The sequence below is a fragment of the Enterococcus sp. DIV1206 genome (assembly GCF_051712485.1).
Lineage (GTDB): Bacteria > Bacillota > Bacilli > Lactobacillales > Enterococcaceae > Enterococcus > Enterococcus faecalis.
The window spans coordinates 803,778-820,373 of record NZ_JBIOOZ010000001.1; the positions used below are offsets into that span (position 1 = coordinate 803,778).

At 37.9% G+C, this 16,596-nt stretch carries 19 protein-coding genes; 18 read left to right on the forward strand and 1 reads right to left on the reverse strand.

What is annotated here, in order from left to right:
* Window positions 1-149: 149 nt before the first annotated feature.
* The 17 genes from secG (at window position 150) to IGK86_RS04125 (ending at window position 14,754) form a co-directional block, all read left to right on the forward strand.
* Window positions 150-386, forward strand: a complete 237-nt coding sequence (gene secG / locus IGK86_RS04045) for a preprotein translocase subunit SecG (RefSeq protein WP_002356546.1) — start codon at window positions 150-152, stop codon at window positions 384-386.
* Between the two features lie 145 nt (window positions 387-531).
* On the forward strand, window positions 532-1,305 hold the full coding sequence (locus tag IGK86_RS04050) for an alpha/beta hydrolase (protein WP_016616776.1): 774 nt from the start codon (window positions 532-534) through the stop codon (window positions 1,303-1,305).
* Window positions 1,305-3,674 (forward strand): ribonuclease R, encoded by a 2,370-nt coding sequence (gene rnr / locus IGK86_RS04055; protein ID WP_002356549.1) that lies wholly within the window; start codon window positions 1,305-1,307, stop codon window positions 3,672-3,674. The genes IGK86_RS04050 and rnr overlap by 1 nt, the downstream gene beginning before the upstream one ends.
* Window positions 3,675-3,686: 12 nt before the next feature.
* Window positions 3,687-4,151 (forward strand): SsrA-binding protein SmpB, encoded by a 465-nt coding sequence (gene smpB / locus IGK86_RS04060; protein ID WP_002356550.1) that lies wholly within the window; start codon window positions 3,687-3,689, stop codon window positions 4,149-4,151.
* A gap of 302 nt (window positions 4,152-4,453) precedes the next feature.
* Window positions 4,454-5,173 (forward strand): F0F1 ATP synthase subunit A, encoded by a 720-nt coding sequence (gene atpB / locus IGK86_RS04065; protein ID WP_002356551.1) that lies wholly within the window; start codon window positions 4,454-4,456, stop codon window positions 5,171-5,173.
* A gap of 48 nt (window positions 5,174-5,221) precedes the next feature.
* A complete protein-coding gene (atpE, locus tag IGK86_RS04070; RefSeq protein WP_002356552.1) occupies window positions 5,222-5,443 on the forward strand; it encodes an ATP synthase F0 subunit C in 222 nt (73 codons plus the stop codon).
* Window positions 5,444-5,580: 137 nt separating this feature from the next.
* Window positions 5,581-6,111 (forward strand): F0F1 ATP synthase subunit B, encoded by a 531-nt coding sequence (gene atpF, locus IGK86_RS04075; protein ID WP_002365031.1) that lies wholly within the window; start codon window positions 5,581-5,583, stop codon window positions 6,109-6,111.
* Entirely contained in the window at window positions 6,098-6,640 is a 543-nt protein-coding gene (gene atpH, locus IGK86_RS04080) for an ATP synthase F1 subunit delta (RefSeq protein WP_002356554.1), read from the forward strand. The genes atpF and atpH overlap by 14 nt, the downstream gene beginning before the upstream one ends.
* Window positions 6,641-6,668: 28 nt before the next feature.
* Complete coding sequence (atpA, locus tag IGK86_RS04085) at window positions 6,669-8,225, forward strand: F0F1 ATP synthase subunit alpha (RefSeq protein ID WP_002356555.1); 1,557 nt, start codon at window positions 6,669-6,671, stop codon at window positions 8,223-8,225.
* 15 nt (window positions 8,226-8,240) lie between these two features.
* On the forward strand, window positions 8,241-9,149 hold the full coding sequence (locus tag IGK86_RS04090) for a F0F1 ATP synthase subunit gamma (RefSeq protein WP_002359606.1): 909 nt from the start codon (window positions 8,241-8,243) through the stop codon (window positions 9,147-9,149).
* 73 nt (window positions 9,150-9,222) lie between these two features.
* Window positions 9,223-10,629: a F0F1 ATP synthase subunit beta gene (atpD, locus tag IGK86_RS04095; protein ID WP_002356558.1), complete on the forward strand. Its 1,407-nt coding sequence runs from the start codon at window positions 9,223-9,225 to the stop codon at window positions 10,627-10,629.
* A 16-nt stretch (window positions 10,630-10,645) separates the two neighbouring features.
* On the forward strand, window positions 10,646-11,065 hold the full coding sequence (locus tag IGK86_RS04100) for a F0F1 ATP synthase subunit epsilon (protein WP_002356559.1): 420 nt from the start codon (window positions 10,646-10,648) through the stop codon (window positions 11,063-11,065).
* Between the two features lie 188 nt (window positions 11,066-11,253).
* Window positions 11,254-11,490, forward strand: a complete 237-nt coding sequence (locus tag IGK86_RS04105; protein WP_002356560.1) for a DUF1146 family protein — start codon at window positions 11,254-11,256, stop codon at window positions 11,488-11,490.
* Between the two features lie 102 nt (window positions 11,491-11,592).
* Entirely contained in the window at window positions 11,593-12,894 is a 1,302-nt protein-coding gene (murA, locus tag IGK86_RS04110) for a UDP-N-acetylglucosamine 1-carboxyvinyltransferase (RefSeq protein ID WP_002356562.1), read from the forward strand.
* Between the two features lie 13 nt (window positions 12,895-12,907).
* Window positions 12,908-13,084, forward strand: a complete 177-nt coding sequence (locus IGK86_RS04115) for a DNA-directed RNA polymerase subunit beta (protein WP_002356564.1) — start codon at window positions 12,908-12,910, stop codon at window positions 13,082-13,084.
* A 127-nt stretch (window positions 13,085-13,211) separates the two neighbouring features.
* Window positions 13,212-13,580, forward strand: a complete 369-nt coding sequence (locus IGK86_RS04120) for a PTS glucitol/sorbitol transporter subunit IIA (protein ID WP_002356567.1) — start codon at window positions 13,212-13,214, stop codon at window positions 13,578-13,580.
* A 4-nt stretch (window positions 13,581-13,584) separates the two neighbouring features.
* Window positions 13,585-14,754, forward strand: coding sequence for an AI-2E family transporter (locus IGK86_RS04125; protein ID WP_438742073.1), 1,170 nt, complete (start codon window positions 13,585-13,587; stop codon window positions 14,752-14,754).
* 61 nt (window positions 14,755-14,815) lie between these two features.
* On the opposite strand, the gene IGK86_RS04130 is transcribed toward IGK86_RS04125, so the two are convergent.
* On the reverse strand, window positions 14,816-15,442 hold the full coding sequence (locus tag IGK86_RS04130; RefSeq protein WP_002367152.1) for an FMN-dependent NADH-azoreductase: 627 nt from the start codon (window positions 15,440-15,442) through the stop codon (window positions 14,816-14,818).
* A 301-nt stretch (window positions 15,443-15,743) separates the two neighbouring features.
* Here IGK86_RS04130 and licT point away from each other — a divergent pair, with 301 nt between their 5' ends.
* Window positions 15,744-16,586, forward strand: a complete 843-nt coding sequence (gene licT / locus IGK86_RS04135) for a BglG family transcription antiterminator LicT (protein WP_002359608.1) — start codon at window positions 15,744-15,746, stop codon at window positions 16,584-16,586.
* Window positions 16,587-16,596: the final 10 nt, after the last annotated feature.

Genomic DNA, 16,596 nt, shown 5'->3' on the forward strand with positions numbered 1-16,596 from the left:
CCGCAAGTAGAAATTTGATTCCTACTTGCGGCTGTTGCTATTAGAGACAAATAAGGAAAGACATTAAATTTCACTGGTGTTTACAGATAAAATATGCTACATTAAAGTAGATGAATTTCGCATATTTGTATAAAAAGGAGAATTAACGCATGTATAATCTAATCTTAACGTTGGTCATCATTTTATCTGTTTTAATCGTCATTACTGTTATGATGCAACCAAGCAAACAAAACAGTGCAGCAAGTGCCTTCACTGGCGGTGCAGATAAATTATTTGGGAAGCAAAAAGCGCGCGGTTTTGAAGCTGTTATGCAACGCTCAACAGCAGTTCTTGGCGCAATTTGGATGATTTTATTATTTGTTTTGGCGTTCTTATCTTCAAAATAAGTACGTAATCTTTTAAAATGACAAGTTTAGAACAGAGAGATGAGTGCGAACACTTATTTTTCTGTTCTTTTTCTTTCTGAAAAAGTCTTTGAAACTTATCATTTCGGAAGGTTTTCTTTTGAGAATATGATAGAATGAAGCTGAGGTGAGCGAAGTGGCAAAAAAAATCAATTTACCGAAGCCGTTATTTTCAGAAAAAGGAAAACGGGCGGTCCTTTTATTACACGCTTATTCTGGCAGCAGTAATGATGTACGGATGTTAAGCAGACGTTTAGAAAAAGAAAATTATACTGTCTATTCGCCTAATTTTTCAGGACATGGCACGCTAGTTCCTGAAGATATTTTAGATCAAACAACGGAACAATGGTGGCAAGATACACAAGAAGCAGTCGCTTTTTTGAGAGAAAGAGGTTACCAAGAAATTGCCATTTTTGGTTTATCAATGGGCGGGATTTTCAGTATGCATGCATTAACGGAACAATTAACAGGATTAATTGGTGGTGGATTTTTCTGTTCACCGATCTACCCTGTCGAAAATAAAGTCCCAGAAAATTTTGTATTATACGCAGAAAACGTGATGAAAATCGCAGAAGTTCCTGCAGAGCAACAACAAAGCCGGTTGCAATCGATTGAGCAACGAGTCAAACAACAATTAGGAGCGATTGAAACAATTGCTAGTCAGACGGCAGACAAACTAAACAAAATCCACGCACCTCTTTTCTTAGCGCAAGCTGGCAAAGATGAAATGATTGAGCCAATGGGCGTCTATCAAACGGCCCAAGCGCTAACACAAGCACGTGTGACCTTACAATGGTACCCAAACAGCGGACATGTCATTACGGTGAGTGGAGAACACAAACAATTAGAGCAAGATGTGGTGCAATTTTTAGCAACACTACCTTGGAATGAGGAGAAATAATGACAAAACAAACAATTAAAGAGCAAATTTTACATTTCATGGAAAGCCAAAAAAAGAAAAGCTTTTCAATGGAAGAAATTGCACAAGGCTTGAATTTAGAAAAAAGTTCAGATTTTAAAATTTTAGTGCAAACCATTGCACAAATGGAACGAGAAAAGTCAGTTAGTTTCAACAAAAAAGGCAAAGTCCTGTTACCAATGAAAGACTTATTAATAGAAGGAACGTTTCGTGCAAATGAACGAGGCTTTGGTTTCGTGACCATCGATCCTGAAGAACCAGATGTTTATATTCCTAAAGAGGCAACGAACTTTGCAATGGATGGGGACACGGTTTTAATCGACGTGATCCAACATGCTGATCCTTTTTCAGATCGCGGCGCAGAAGGTAAAGTCAAAGAAATTAAAGAGCGAGCAGTGAGCCAAGTTGTCGGAGAATTTGTGGCATATAGTGAAGAAGAAATGGCAGAAATGGGACTGTATGGCTACATGATTCCCAAAGATAAGAAATTGAATCAGTATACTGTATCAATTGCACCTGAAGGGATTAAGCCAGTAGATGGTAGCATTGTCATTGCTGAAATTACCTATTATCCAGATCAAGAATATCCAACAAGTATGGAAGGACTAGTCAAACAAGTGATTGGTCATAAAAATGATCCAGGAATGGATATTTTATCAATCGTGGTGGCTCATGGAATTCCCACAGCATTTCCTGACGAAGTTTTAGCTGAAGCGGACCAAGTACCAGAAACTATTGCAGAAAGCGATTTAGTCGGTCGTCGGGATTTACGTGATCAGTTGATTGTGACGATTGATGGAGAAGATGCGAAAGATTTAGATGATGCAGTAACGGTACAAAAGTTAGCAAATGGCAATTTCTTTTTAGGGGTGCATATTGCAGATGTTTCTTATTATGTAACTGAAGGAAGTCAATTGGATATGGAAGCGTATGAACGTGGCACAAGTGTCTATTTGACAGACCGAGTTGTGCCAATGATTCCGCAGCGATTATCAAATGGGATTTGTTCGCTTAACCCACATGTTCCACGTTTAACCATGAGTTGTGAGATGGAAATTACACCAGAAGGAGAAGTTATTTCGCATGAAATTTTCCAAAGTGTAATCCAAACAACGGAGCGAATGACCTATACAGCAGTCAATGAAATTTTAGAAGAGCAAAAACCTGAAACGTTAGAACGCTACAAAGAGCTAGTTCCCATGTTTAAAGAGATGGGCGAGCTGCACCATATATTAGAAGAGATGCGTATGCGCCGTGGTGCGATTTCTTTTGAAGATCGTGAAGCCAAAGTCCTAGTTGATGAAAATGGTCATCCCCAAGATATTCTTTTACGCACGCGTGGCGTGGGTGAACGATTAATTGAATCCTTTATGTTGGCAGCCAATGAAACTGTGGCACGTCATTATCATGACTTAAAACTGCCATTTATTTATCGGATTCATGAACAACCAAAAGAAGAAAAAATGCAACGTTTCTTTGACTTTGCTGCAGTACTTGGCATTCTTGTTAAAGGAACAAAAGAAAACATTTCACCGAAAGATTTACAAAAAGTTTTAGAGCAAGTTGAAAATAAGCCGGAAGAAGTGGTTATCAATACGATGTTGCTAAGAAGTATGCAACAAGCGAAATACTCAGAAGACAACTACGGACACTATGGGTTGGCCGCTGAATATTATACGCATTTCACTTCACCAATACGTCGTTATCCAGATTTAATTGTGCATCGTTTGATTCGCAGCTATAGCCAAGATCAATCTGAAAAAAATCAAGAAAAATGGAACGAAGCATTACCAGAAATTGCCAATCATAGTTCAAGTATGGAACGTCGCGCAGTTGATGCAGAGCGTGAAGTGGACGCCATGAAGAAAGCCGAATTTATGGTAGATAAAGTGGGAGAAACGTATGACGGGATCATCAGCTCTGTCACAAAATTTGGTATCTTTGTGGAACTGCCTAATACAATAGAAGGCTTAATTCACGTGAATAACTTAAAACAAGATTATTTCCACTTTATTGAAAATCATATGGCGTTAGTTGGTGAACGGACGGGAATGACTTTGAAAATTGGTCAGAAAGTTCAAATCCGTGTTGAAAAAGCTGATCCAGAAACAAGAGAAGTTGATTTTGAATTGATTTCAGCTGAGGAAGTTGCGCCAGTCGAAGGACCAAAAGGACGTAAAAAAGGTAAAGCCAATTCTTCAACTCGTTCAAATAATCAACGAAGAAATAAAAAAGATGAATCATTTGATGGTAAGAAAAAGAAAAATAAGAAAAAAGGCAAAGGCAAAAAACAACCTTTTTATAAAGAAGCAATGAAACAAAAAAATAAAAAAGGGAAAAAGAAGAAGTAGAGGAGGTCGCTTATGCCAAAAGGGGAAGGAAAATTAATCGCACAAAACCGCAAAGCTAGACATGATTATTCAATTATCGATACGGTTGAAGCTGGGCTTGTTTTACAAGGAACAGAAATCAAATCTATTCGAAATGGTCGTATCAATTTAAAAGATGGTTTTGCACGAATTCGAAACGGAGAAGCCTTTTTGTATAATGTTCATATTAGTCCATATGAACAGGGCAATATTTTTAATCATGACCCATTACGTACCAGAAAATTATTATTACACAAAAAACAAATTAATAAGTTAATCGGCGAAACCAAAAATACAGGTATCACATTAGTACCTTTGAAGGTCTATATTAAAGACGGCTATGCCAAAGTTTTGATTGGTTTAGCTAAAGGGAAAAAGCAGTACGACAAGCGTGAAGACTTGAAACGTAAGGAAGTTGACCGACAAATCAGCCGAACATTAAAAAATAACCGACGTTAAAAATGTAAATTTATTCTTTTTCGCATATTTGCTTGCCTTTCTTCGGATTAGGTGTAAAATCTGGTAAGTGTTGAGTAAATGAATGTAAATGATTCATTTTTTAATCGCTTCGGAAAGCAGTACCACCCTGCATTAGATTGGTTTATGGAAAAGGTTTTCCAACCAATTTTCAACACATGAAATTTTAAAAGTAAACTATTTGTAAATTATCAACAAGTGGTGGTACGATAGCTTTGCCAGGGATTATCACTCAGGAGTAGGATGAAACTTCTGAAAGATTGTTGGAAAAGAGGTGAATTGATTTGGAAGAGAAGAAATTACTCTTCAATATCGGACCAATTTGGTTTGATGGAACCATTGTTTTGATGGTGCTGTTGACGTGTATCATTGTTTTCGCCTTTGTCTATGCTTGTACGAGAAATATGAAGCTACGACCTAAAGGCAAACAAACGGTCATCGAATGGTTAGTGGATTTTATTCGTGGAATCATTACAGACAATTTACCTCGTAAAGAAGTGAGCAATTTTCATTTAATGGCGTTTACCCTTTTCATGTTTGTGCTTGTTTCAAACATCTTGGGTCTCGTTACAAAAATCGTTGTGGGCGACGATCTCAGCGTTTGGAAAAGTCCAACCGCCGATCCAATCGTAACCTTAACGTTAGCGATGATGATGATTGTCTTAACACACTTCTTTGGTATGAAACGCTTTGGTTTTAAAGGCTATCTAGTTAATAGTTATTTAAGACCCGTTGGTTTCTTACTACCGGTAAAATTAATGGAAGAATTCACGAATCTATTAACATTAGGCTTGCGTTTGTACGGAAACATTTTTGCCGGCGAAGTTCTATTGGGCTTAATTGCTGGAACCGTAGCAAGCGTCGGATTATGGGTTATCCCACTAGCAATTCCGCTAGAAATGATTTGGGTAGCATTCTCAATCTTTATTGGATGTATCCAAGCGTTTATCTTTGTGACACTTTCAATGGTTTATATGTCACACAAAATTGAAACAGAAGAATAATCAAGAAATACGAAGGACAAAAATTATCTTTTAGGAGGATTTTACACAATGGAAGGATTAAATTTTATCGCAGCAGCAATTGCAATTTTCGGTTCAGCTATCGGAGCCGCTATCGGTAACGGACAAGTTATTTCAAAAACAATCGAGTCAATGACTCGTCAACCAGAAATGTCTGGTCAATTAAGAACAACAATGTTTATCGGGGTCGCTTTAATCGAAGCTGTGCCAATTTTAGGTGTCGTTGTTTCTTTATTACTTTTATTCAGATAAGCAATAAAATGGAGGCAGGACGCTGATTATTATCGGGACCGTCACTGCTTTCTTCTATCTTTAGCCTTTTCAATAGCTGGTGATAAAGCAGTTGAAGAAGCTAAATCGATTTTTGCAGGAAAGGAAGTTGAGACTTCATGCTACTTACTACATTGGTAGTCGGTGAAACGGCTCCTAGTACCACACTAGGCACGATGATTGTTGTCAGTGGTGCATTTTTAATCTTGATGCTCTTATTAAAGAAATATGCATGGGGAGCAATCGTAGATATTTTGACACAACGTGAAGAAAAAATTGCCAACGATTTAGACTCTGCAGAACAATCTCGCGTAGCAGCAGCGAAAATGGAAAAAGAACGTCAACAACAATTACTTTCTTCCAGATCAGAAGCAGCTGAAATTATTAAAAACGCGAAAGAAAGTGGAGAACAGACTCGCCAAAAAACATTAAAAGAAACAACTGCGGAAGTTACTCGCCTACGCGAAAAAGCTCGGACAGATATTTCTCAAGAACGTGAAGAAGCATTGTCTTCAGTAAAAAATGAAGTGGCAGATCTTTCTCTTCAAATTGCAGCCAAAATTTTAAATAAAGAATTAACACCAGATGCACATGAAGCATTGATTGATTCTTATATTGAAAGTTTAGGTAAAGCAAATGAAACTAGATAAATATACAGTTGGTAAACGCTACGGCAAGGCTTTGTTTGAGTTGGCAGTTGAAAAGAACCAAGCTGAAGCAATTTATCAAGAATTATTGACGCTTCGCGAAGTCTATCACCAAGTACCTGGTATTGGCGATATTTTAAGTGATGATCGCTTAGAGCCTTATGAAAAAGACAGCATCATGGAAAAACTAGTAACAGGTTTTAGTGAAATGATGCAAAACTTTTTGCGAGTGGTTTACGAATATCGTCGCATGTACGATCTGCTCTTGATGATTGATGAATATGAACGACGTTATGATGAGCACCAAGGACTAATTTTGGGTTCAGTGACAACAGCCATTCCTTTATCAAAAGAACAACATCAAGCAATGGAAGAAAAAGCTGCCCAATTATTAGGGTATGAACAAGCGCATTTAGTCAATTTAATTGACCCGTCAATTGTCGGCGGAGTGGTTATTGAAGCAAACCATCAAGTAATCGATGGCAGCATCCGCAAACAATTAGAACATATGCAGCAGAAGTTATTAAAATAATCTTTAGGACTACAAAGAGGTGAATTGAATGGCTATCAAAGCAGAAGAAATCAGTGCCTTGATTAAAGAACAAATCGAAAACTATCAACAACAGCTTGCTGTTGAAGAAGTTGGAACAGTCACTTACGTCGGTGACGGAATTGCCCGCGCCCACGGTTTAGAAAATGCCATGAGTGGAGAACTTGTTGAGTTTTCAAACGGTTCATACGGAATGGCACAAAACTTAGAAACAAATGATGTAGGGATTATTATCCTTGGCGATTTTGAAACCATTCGTGAAGGAGATAAAGTACAACGCACAGGCAAAATCATGGAAGTACCCGTTGGGGAAGCTTTGATTGGCCGTGTTGTTAATCCATTAGGTCAACCATTAGATGGTTTAGGCGAAATTAAAACAGACAAAACACGTCCTGTGGAAGCAACAGCTCCCGGTGTTATGCAACGTCAATCTGTTGCTGAACCAATGCAAACTGGCTTAAAAGCCATTGATGCCCTCGTACCAATTGGTCGTGGACAACGGGAATTGGTTATTGGAGACCGTAAAACAGGGAAAACATCCATTGCAATTGATACAATTATTAACCAAAAAGGACAAGATGTAATTTGTATTTATGTAGCGATTGGTCAAAAAGAATCTACTGTTCGTAACCAAGTAGAAACACTTCGTAAATTTGGTGCCTTAGATTATACAATCGTTGTGACTGCAGGGGCTTCACAACCAGCACCATTACTTTACATTGCACCATATGCAGGAACTGCAATGGGTGAAGAATTCATGTATAACGGCAAACATGTCTTAATTATTTTTGATGACTTATCAAAACAAGCCGTGGCTTATCGTGAACTTTCTCTACTATTACGCCGTCCACCAGGTCGTGAAGCTTATCCAGGGGATGTCTTCTATTTACACTCACGTTTATTAGAACGTGCAGCTAAATTAAGTGATGAATTAGGTGGCGGTTCAATGACAGCCTTACCATTCGTTGAAACACAAGCAGGCGATATTTCTGCTTATATTCCAACAAACGTTATTTCAATCACTGATGGACAAATTTTCTTAGAAAGCGACCTGTTCTATGCAGGCACTCGTCCAGCCGTTGATGCTGGGTTATCTGTTTCTCGGGTCGGAGGATCAGCGCAAATCAAAGCAATGAAAAAAGTTGCCGGAACGCTTCGTTTAGACTTAGCTAGTTACCGTGAGTTAGAAGCCTTTACACAATTTGGCTCTGATTTAGATGCGGCAACACAAGCTAAATTAAACCGTGGTCGTCGTACGGTAGAAATTTTAAAACAAAAACTACATGCGCCACTGCCTGTAGAAAAACAAGTCTTAATTTTATATGCGTTAACACACGGCTTTTTAGATAGCGTGAGCGTAGATAAAATTTTACACTTTGAACAAGATTTATTCGATTATTTTGATGGCAAACATGCAGACTTATTGGAAACCATTCGTACAACGAAAGACTTACCAGATACTGATGCATTAGATGCAGCGATTACAGAGTTTTCTGAAATGTTTGCAGCGGCAAACAACAGCGGAGATTCAGCCAAAGAAGCTTTAGAAAAAATCGATAACGCATAAGAGAGGTGAGCAACATTGGGTGCTTCATTAAATGAAATCAAACAACGCATTGCATCAACAAAAAAGACAAGCCAAATTACTAAAGCGATGCAAATGGTTTCTGCAGCCAAATTGACAAAGTCAGAAGGCGCCTCTAAAAGCTTTCAAGAATATTCTTCAAAAATTCGTAGTGTCGTTACGCATTTAGTAGCTGCTCAGTTAAGTGAATTACGTGAAACAGAACAATCTTCTCTTAGTGAAGGGAACTATCATGTGATGTTAGCACAACGACCTGTCAAAAAAACAGGCTATATCGTTATCACTTCTGACAAAGGGTTAGTTGGTGGCTACAATAGCTCAATCTTAAAACAAACCATGAGTATGATTCAAGAAGACCATGATTCTAATAAAGAATATGCCTTAATCGCCATTGGTGGTACAGGGGCGGATTTCTTTAAAGCACGCGGAATCGATGTTTCCTATGAGCTAAGAGGCTTAACGGATCAACCAACGTTTGAAGAAGTCCGTAAGATTGTGACAACGGCAACGACTATGTACCAAAACGAAGTGTTTGATGAATTGTATGTTTGTTATAATCACCACGTTAACTCACTAACGAGTCAGTTTCGTGTGGAAAAAATGTTGCCAATTACTGATTTAGATCCATCAGAGGCGACCTCTTACGAACAAGAATATCTTTTAGAGCCTTCACCTGAAGCAATCTTGGATCAATTATTACCACAATATGCAGAAAGCTTAATTTATGGGGCGATCATTGATGCGAAAACAGCAGAACATGCTGCTGGGATGACCGCCATGAAAACAGCCACTGACAATGCGCAAAATATTATTAGCGATTTAACAATTTCTTATAACCGTGCTCGTCAAGGGGCGATTACCCAAGAAATTACAGAAATTGTTGCTGGTGCAGCTGCACTAGAATAATCTAGTCTTACGTTTGAACGTGTATAAAAACGTTCAAAGCGTGTGACTTTATGAAGACTGGAGGAAAGAAATTATGAGTTCAGGAAAGATTGTTCAAGTAATCGGTCCCGTTGTTGACGTGGAATTTTCATTAGATCAATCCTTACCCGATATTAACAACGCTTTAGTCGTTTATAAAAATGGCGAAGCAAAACAAAAAGTAGTACTTGAAGTCGCTTTAGAACTAGGTGATGGAGTGATTCGTTCTATCGCCATGGAATCGACAGATGGTTTACAACGTGGAATGGAAGTTATCGATACAGGAAAATCAATTTCAGTTCCTGTTGGTAAAGATACATTGGGTCGTGTGTTTAACGTTTTAGGAGACACAATTGACTTAGAAGCGCCATTCCCTGCAGATGCTGAACGTAGTGGGATTCATAAAAAAGCGCCAGCATTTGATGAATTAAGTACCAGTAATGAAATTTTAGAAACAGGGATTAAAGTTATTGACTTATTAGCGCCTTATCTAAAAGGTGGTAAAGTCGGACTTTTCGGTGGTGCCGGTGTTGGTAAAACCGTCTTAATTCAAGAATTAATTCATAATATTGCCCAAGAACATGGAGGGATTTCCGTCTTTACTGGTGTTGGTGAACGGACACGTGAAGGGAACGACCTGTACTATGAAATGAAAGATTCAGGCGTTATTGAAAAAACAGCCATGGTTTTTGGTCAAATGAACGAACCACCAGGTGCACGGATGCGTGTGGCCTTAACTGGGTTAACGATTGCTGAATATTTCCGTGATGTGGAAGGACAAGACGTGCTATTATTTATTGATAACATTTTCCGTTTCACCCAAGCCGGTTCAGAAGTTTCTGCCCTTTTAGGTCGGATGCCGTCAGCCGTTGGTTACCAACCAACCTTAGCGACTGAAATGGGACAATTACAAGAACGGATTACTTCAACGAAAAAAGGATCAATTACCTCTATTCAAGCAATCTATGTTCCAGCCGATGACTATACCGATCCAGCGCCAGCAACAGCGTTTGCCCATTTGGATGCAACAACTAACTTGGAACGTAAATTAACCGAACAAGGGATTTATCCAGCGGTAGATCCGTTAGCTTCATCTTCTAGTGCCTTGGCTCCTGAAATTGTTGGAGAAGAACACTACGAAGTGGCTACCGAAGTGCAACATATTTTACAACGTTACCGTGAATTACAAGATATCATCGCTATTTTAGGGATGGACGAATTATCAGATGACGAAAAAGTACTTGTTGGTCGCGCACGCCGTGTTCAATTCTTCTTATCTCAAAACTTTAACGTTGCTGAACAATTTACAGGTCAACCTGGTTCTTATGTACCAGTTGCGGAAACAGTTCGTGGCTTTAAAGAAATTCTTGAAGGTAAACATGATAATCTGCCAGAAGAAGCCTTCCGTAGTGTCGGTAAAATTGAAGATGCCATCGAAAAAGCGAAACAATTAAACTACTAGAAAGGCGGCAAACACAATGGATAGTCTTACTGTGAATGTAGTAACGCCTAATGGTCTAGTTTATGACCACCATGCAAAAATCGTTGTGGCGAAAACAACAGATGGTGAAATTGGTATTTTACCAAAACATGCGCCAATCATCGTTCCGCTAGCGATTGATGAAGTCCGCATCAAACGGACCGATTCAGATACACATGTTGACTGGGTAGCTGTAAATGGTGGTATCATGGAAGTCCGTGATAATGTCGTTTCTATTATTGCCGATAGTGCCGAACGTGAACGAGATATCGATGTACCTCGTGCTGAACGAGCAAAACAACGAGCAGAACGTTTAATTGAAGAAGCCAAAGCAAAAGACGACCGCGATCAACTACGTCGTGCGACTGTTGCTTTGCATCGTGCAATCAACCGGATCAACGTATCGAAACATGGGTAAAAAAGGCTGAAGGATTCAGTCACTTTTGTAGAGTTTAAGGCGCTTGCTATTGAGTCAGTTGCCTTAAACTCTATTTCTTCGTATTTTTTAATAAATAGTGTCAAATTTTGGCATTTCAAGTGGATTAATTATCGGTTTTTATTATTTTGTGATAAAATGTTCCTACGTTAGAAAAAAGGAGGCTCCTTATGCAATACTATGGAGTAGATGCTATTGTTCGAATCGTTAGTCATCTTATGTTCATTTACATAAGTTTTTGGGCGTTGCAATCATTGCGTATTGAGCAATTTTTCAAAACCCAATTTACACCGCAAATTAGAATGTTGATGGTATTTTTCGCCATCGCTATCGGATACACAGTTAGCTCGTTTGCTTTAGAATTGATTGCGCTTTGTCGAAATCTTTTCATTGTGTATTTTCCTTAAAAATTGAAAAATAAAAAAAGGTACAATTTTTAGTTGAATAATGGTATAATAGTAAAGATTTTGAATAGGAATACCTATTCTCATTTTTTTGGGGGGAACAAAATGGAACAAATTATTGTTCATGGTGGTAATACAAAATTAGAAGGAACTGTAAAAATTGAAGGCGCCAAAAACGCTGTTTTACCAATTTTAGCAGCTACTCTTTTAGCTGAAGAAGGCGTTACTACTTTAAAAAATGTACCAATTTTATCTGATGTATTTACAATGAATCAAGTAATTAAGCATTTGAATGTAGCCATTGATTTTGATGAAGACGCGAATGAAGTAACAATAGACGCAACACAACCTTTAGGGATCGAAGCAAACTATGAGTACGTTAGTAAAATGCGTGCTTCTATCGTTGTAATGGGACCTTTATTGGCTCGTAATGGTCATGCCAAAGTGGCAATGCCAGGTGGCTGTGCCATTGGCAAACGACCAATTGACTTACACTTAAAAGGCTTCCAAGCATTAGGTGCAAAAATCATCCAAAAAAATGGTTACATTGAAGCAATTGCGGATGAACTAATCGGTAACACTATTTACTTAGACTTCCCAAGTGTCGGCGCTACGCAAAATATTATGATGGCTGCTGTTCGTGCGAAAGGAACAACCATCATTGAAAACGTTGCTCGTGAACCTGAAATCGTTGACTTAGCAAATATTTTAAACAAAATGGGTGCCAATGTTATCGGTGCTGGGACAGAAACGATGCGTATCGAAGGCGTCGATAAATTACATGCCGTAGAGCATTCAATCGTTCAAGATCGAATTGAAGCAGGTACGTTCATGGTAGCTGCAGCAATGACTGAGGGCAATGTTTTAATTGAAGAAGCAATTTCTGAACATAATCGTCCGCTAATTTCTAAATTAACTGAAATGGGTGCAATCATTGAAGAAGAAGAAAACGGCATCCGTGTAATTGGACCAAAACATCTAAAACCAACAGATGTTAAGACAATGCCGCATCCTGGTTTCCCAACAGACATGCAAGCGCAAATGACAGCGATCCAAATGTTTGCTGAAGGAACAAGCATCGTGACAGAAACAGTCTTTGAAAATCGTTACCAACACTTAGAGGAAATGCGTCGAATGAACGCTGACTTAAAAATTGATGGCAACATCGCCGTTATTAATGGTGGCAACGAGTTACAAGGAGCAGCAGTGGAAGCCACTGATTTACGGGCAGCTGCCGCATTGATTTTAGTAGGGTTACGTGCAAATGGCATTACACGTGTCTCTAATTTGAAATATTTAGATCGTGGCTATTATGAGTTCCATAAAAAACTTCAAAAATTAGGCGCGAACGTTGAACGCGTCAATGATGAAAAAATTGAAGAAAAACAAGCAACGACAGTAATCTAAAGGAGTCAAACGTATGAGTTCATTTCGTTATATTTTAGTAACATTATTGAAAATTCTAGTGGTCATTTCGTTAGTCATTATCTTATTTGTTGTGGGAACAATGATTGGTTATGGTTTGATTGGAAATGGGAATCCGATGGATGTCTTTGATGAAAAAATTTGGACTCATATTATGAACTTCTTTAAATAAAAACTTATTTTAAGGCGGTGAACAAAAGTCAATTGACGATTGTTCATCGCCTTTTCTTTTTCCTGAATATCTATTTTATTCTATGCTATAATAATAGAAGTAAGATAATGAAGGAGTGGGATGGAAGATGCAAGCAACCGTAACAGAAATAGGCAAACATGCAATCGATGATTCAGAAAAAATGATTATTCTTTTTGGTGAAACTGCTACCGATACCTTGAAGCAACATGCAGTTATTCAATCATTCCCAGAAAAAGACCAAGTTACCTTGGCAGAAGGAGATCATCTGAAAATTGGCGATACAAACTATACAATTACAAAAGTGGGTTCTTTTGCCAATAGTAACTTGCAAAGTATCGCTCACAGCACTTTAATCTTTGCTGATGCACCAACCGATGAGGATGATGTTATCCGAAATGGTGTTTATTTAACGCCCCATCAGTTACCAAAGATAACGATTGGAACAACAATTGATTACTTAGTAAATGGAGCGTGAATCAATGGATAAAAAACAAACGACTGATAAACGCCTGTCTTGGTTTTGGCGTTGGTTTTTAAATAATCAAGTAGTAACAGCCTTACTGATTGTCTTATTGGTGCTGTTAATTATTCTAACTTTTACGAAAGTTTCTTATTTATTTAAGCCCGTCTGGCAGTTTTTTGGCGTTGTCGGCTTACCAGTAATTATGGCGGGGATTTTATATTATTTATTAAATCCGATTGTCGATTATTTAGAGAAAAAACAAATCTCACGTGTCTGGAGTATTATCGGCCTATTTATTTTAATTGTGGCACTACTCATTTGGGGTGGTATTGTAATCGTTCCTAAAATTCGTGAGCAATCTGTCAGCTTTGTAAATCATTTTCCTCAATATATTGATACAATTGATCAAAAATCGCAGGAAATATTAAGTGATCCACTTTTCGCGCAATTTAGAGAACAACTTGAAGCGGCAGGCGATAAAGTTGTCAGTTCGTTAGGTACCATCATTAGAAACGTCTCAACGTTCACAGTACAAGGAATTGGTAATTTCTTTGGGGCGGTGGCTACGATCTTTGTCGCCATCATTACGATGCCCTTTATTCTATTTTATTTACTGAAAGATGGCAAAAACTTAGCGCCATATTTAATGAAGTTTTTACCAGTGAAGATGCGTAAACCAACCTTAAAAGTTCTTGCAGAAGTCAATGATCAAGTCTCTTCTTATATTAGAGGACAATTAACTGTCGCTTTCGCAGTGGCAATTATGTTTATGATTGGTTTTTCTGTCATTGGCTTAGATTATGCAGTCACTTTAGGTATTGCAGCAGGCTTTTTAAATTTAATCCCTTATTTAGGGTCATTTTTAGCCATGATTCCAGCAGTCTTTTTAGGAATTGTCAGTGGGCCAGCTTTGTTAATTAAAGTCTTGATTGTTTTTGCCATTGAGCAAACGGTCGAAGGTCGGTTTATTTCACCACTTGTCCTAGGCAGTCAGTTATCCATTCATCCAGTCACCATTTTGGTTGTTTTATTAACGTCTGGTAAACTATTTGGGATTGTCGGGGTGATTTTAGGAATTCCTGTTTATGCCGCAGCTAAGGTGATAATTACACACATTTTTGAGTGGTACCAAATTGTTTCCGGTTTGTATGATGAAGATAAGCCAGATCAACAAGAATCTACGTAACAAAAGAGACAAGCAGTGAACGAACTGCTTGTCTCTTTTTGCTGTAAATCACTCGGAAAATTTAGAATGTTTTACCGTATTCAGTTGCTTTGGTCATGGCAGTATTTAAAAGTTCTTCCGCGCGATCAGGGAAATGATCGATTCCTTCGATGAATAATCCGTCAACTTGATCAACGCCAATAAAGTTTAGAATCGCTTTAATGTATTGAGAAGCAAAATCTTTTCCTTCGTAGAAGCCGCCATTTGATTGGATGTGTAAGGCTTTTTTACCACTTGTTAGAGGTTTTGGTCCTTCTGCAGTATATTGGAATGTTTTTCCAGCAACGTTGATTGTATCTACCCAAGCTTTTAAGCGTGTCGGTACGTTTAAGTTCCACATTGGATTAGCAATTACTACTTTGTCTGCAGATAAAAATTGATCAGTTAATTCATTAAAACGAGCCACTTTTTGTTGTTGGTTTTCGCTTAATGTTTCAAATGCTGCGCCAGCGCGAAGTGCACCCCAAGCAGATAATAATTCTTCATCGATTTCCGGCATGTTTGTTTCTGGTGCATAAACATCTAAAATTTCGATTTCGTCTGATGGATTTGTTTCACGGTATGAAGCTAAAAATGTTTCTAACGCACGAACTGAGCGTGATTCTTCTTTTGTTAATGGATGTGCTTTAACAACTAATAATTTTGACATTGTGTAATCTCCTTAAAATAAATAGTTTAAAAATTCAACATCTCTATTTTACTAATAAAAAGTAAGAGAAAGCAAGTCTTTTTTTTACTTTTAGTAAACTTTTTTTTAAAATGGATCAACAGAGTAAAAAATAAATAAAAATATTTTTTTGGAAAGGCTTGCATATTAAAAAAAAGCATGCTATTATTACTTTGTAAATAAGGATTGTTACTGCTTTGCAGGCAAAACCAGAGTCTTCCATTAACACAATCAGTGGAGGGATTCTGGGCTTTTTTTATAAAAAAGTGAGGTTGCATTCATCATGAGGATTGAAAAAGTTTTAAATAATAATGTCGTGCTTTCAAGAAATGAGCAAGGCGAAGAAATTGTTTATATGGGACGCGGCTTAGCCTTTCAAAAGAAGATTGGAGACACGATCAATCCAGATTATGTTGAAAAGGAATTCGTGTTAAAGGACTCCGCTATGGCAGGACAATTCCAGCAGCTGTTTGAAGACGTCCCCACCAAAGAAGTAGAAGTCGTCAAACAAATCGTTGATTTAGCAGAAACAACGCTAGCGATTGAGCTTTCATCAAATATTTATTTAACTTTAACGGATCATATTCACTATGCGTTACTTCGAGCCAAAGAAGGAATTGATATTCCGAATCCTCTTGTATTCGAAACACGCAAATTTTATCCTAAAGAATTTGAAATCGCAAAGCAAGCATTAGCGATTATTGCTGAAAAGCTAGGGGTTCAATTTTCAGAAAATGAAGCGGGCTTCATTGCTTTTCATATTGTGAATGCTGAACAAGGAAATGGCAATATGGAAGTTACCATGGAAGCAACCAAGATGGTTCGTGATATTTTAACGATTATTAGTCGCTACTTTGGACAGGTGTTTGATGAAGATTCATTGAACTATCAACGAATTGTTACACATCTTCAATATTTTGCGCAACGTTATTTAAAACAAGAAGCGCATGATGAGGAGGACGAATTTCTTTTTGCTTTGGTCCAAGGAAAGTATCCTAAGGCGTTTCAAGCGGTCCAACGTATTAATGAGTATTTATTAAAAAGCTATGATCGACCAATTGATCAAGCGGAAATGATTTATTTAACCATTCATATCCAAAGAGTGGTCAATGATAAAAAAGCATAACAACCAATAA